We start from the raw sequence: 2,182 nt of genomic DNA on the forward strand, positions 1-2,182 counted from the left end.
CCCGAGATCATCCAGGGGGTTGAGTTCCGCGATGGGATCCGCCAACTTCAAACTGCCGCCTGATCAGGCATCACCAACTTTTGCCCATATCTCGTTGGCCGTCAAAGTGGCCGTGCATCGAGTGTCCGCCTTACTCTGCTTCCAGAACCTTGCGGGCCACGCGAAAACACTCCAGCGCCTGCGGGACACCGCAATAGATGCCGATCACATGGATGATGGCACGGATCTCATCCGTGGACACGCCGTTGGTCACGGCGCCGCGACAGTGGGTTTCCCATTCGCTCATCTTGCCCAGAGCACCGATCATGGCGAGGTTCATCATTGAGCGCGTCTTGGCATCAATGACATCGTCCCCCCAACCGAACCCCCAACACCAAGCGGTCATTGCTTCCTGAAAGGGGCGGGTAAAGTCATCGGCGGCGGCAAGGTTCTTGTCCACATAATCCGCGCCCAGCGTTGCCTTGCGCTGTGCAAGGCCTTTGAGAAAGAGGTCTTCGTCAAACGTACTCATGGGGTCTCCTGCGTGTGTCTTTGTAAAACGGCCCAGGAATCTGACGCCAAAGGCGCGGAACCGGATACCTTGAACTTACGCGGCTTCCGGGAATGATCACCAGCGGTGCGAGCCGATCGCTGATCGTTTTCAACCAGTCGGTCGCGGCGCAAGGGGGGCGCAACCATTAACGCCGTCGAAACCCGATTCAACTACCCATGGTCCGGAGAAATTGTGGTCGGAGTCCTTCGCGGAAAATGGCCAAATGGCTGAAAATTTGGATGCGGGTGTCAGACCTCGCCCGGGGTCTTGGCACGGCTCTGCTACTGTTGCTTCCACTCTCATCCGCCCTGGCTGAGAGTGAGCGCATTTCCGTTGGCTGGTCGCCGGGACCCGGTCTGATTCAAAATGGCGCATTGGACAGATTGCGCAACCACCGGGGCGTTTATGCGTCGGAATCCGGGTCCGCATCCCTGGTCGTCTGTCTCAGCCATGAGGTGCCCTGTGTCGGTCCGCTCGCGGATGATCGGCTGTCGAGGTTTTCGGTAGGGGTGATGCGCCATCTGTTCGAGCGCGCAGGATTGCAAGTCCACTTTGTGGCAATGGCAGCAAGAAACAGGCGCCCAGGGCCTGCCAAAGGGCGGCTTGACCCAGTCCCAATGACCGCCACTGGCCGCGAAAAACCCGTTAAGAGCAGTTTCGGTTTGCCGATGTTGGCTGCCCCCAATCCCGCTTTCTCTCTGCACACCAAGGCCGAATCCCTGCCGGTGAGCGATCGGTCGAAAGTAGGTCTGGCCGTTTTGTCGACAGATCTGTCTCTCGTCGGGAACGGCCTATCGGGACGTGTCCAAGCCGTGTCATATGCCAGCGTCGCAGGTCTGATCCTTGGCCCGCTCACCGGCGGAAGTGATGCGGCGCTGCACGAACGACATCGCATGATCGACGAGCAGGCAGAGCGACGTTTCAATCGCCGTCTCACCGAAGGCCGTTCAGAAATCCTTGATGTCGATCCCGTGGCGGGTTTTCGCCTTGGTCTCTCCCCGCAAATTTTTCGCCTGAACGCGGTGATTCCCGGTTCCCTCGCATCGCTGGGGGATACCAAATTGGGTCTGGCCTGGCTGTACTCGCCGTCAAACTGGATCGCCACGCTGTTGCCCAGTATTCTTGGCGCGGTCGGCGCCGGGCTCGTCTTCGCAATGGGGGGCGGTATCTGGTATAGATACCAGCGCCGTCTGCATGAGGCGCGCCGCGACATCGCCGAGGATCTGATCGACAAGATTCCGATGGGAATCGTCCTGGTGGGGCGCGACGGCCGTATCAAATATGTGAACAAGGCCACGGCGACGACCGCCGCCGCCGTCAGCGGACATCTGGCTGTTGGCAACCTGTACGAAACAGCGCTGCGCGGATTGCTGGCAGAAGACCGCGCAGATCTGGGCGGCGTTTCGATGGACGACTGGATTGACTGCCAAATGCAGGAAATCTGGGCCGATGGGCTTACGCGCGAGATCCAACTAAACAACGGCGCCACATTTCTGCGCACCACCAAACTGCTTAAAGGCGGAGAGAGCCTGCTGTTGCGCCACGATGTGACCGAAGAGCTATGCCCGAAAGTTGGTGATGGCGTAATCAGGCGGCTTGGTTAAGTTGTTTGATCCCGTCTTTGAATGCAATCCCCTGGATGATCTCTGG

At 59.1% G+C, this 2,182-nt stretch carries 2 protein-coding genes; one reads left to right on the forward strand and one right to left on the reverse strand.

Annotated elements, in window-relative coordinates; genetic code table 11:
• Window positions 1-130: 130 nt before the first annotated feature.
• Window positions 131-511, reverse strand: coding sequence for a carboxymuconolactone decarboxylase family protein (locus CHB90_RS25800; protein ID WP_089280545.1), 381 nt, complete (start codon window positions 509-511; stop codon window positions 131-133).
• A gap of 236 nt (window positions 512-747) precedes the next feature.
• On the opposite strand from CHB90_RS25800, the gene CHB90_RS25805 reads away from it, so the two are divergent.
• Window positions 748-2,136: a type 2 periplasmic-binding domain-containing protein gene (locus CHB90_RS25805; protein ID WP_141135993.1), complete on the forward strand. Its 1,389-nt coding sequence runs from the start codon at window positions 748-750 to the stop codon at window positions 2,134-2,136.
• Window positions 2,137-2,182 lie beyond the last annotated feature (46 nt).

The organism is Antarctobacter heliothermus (assembly GCF_900188425.1).
Classification (GTDB): domain Bacteria; phylum Pseudomonadota; class Alphaproteobacteria; order Rhodobacterales; family Rhodobacteraceae; genus Antarctobacter; species Antarctobacter heliothermus.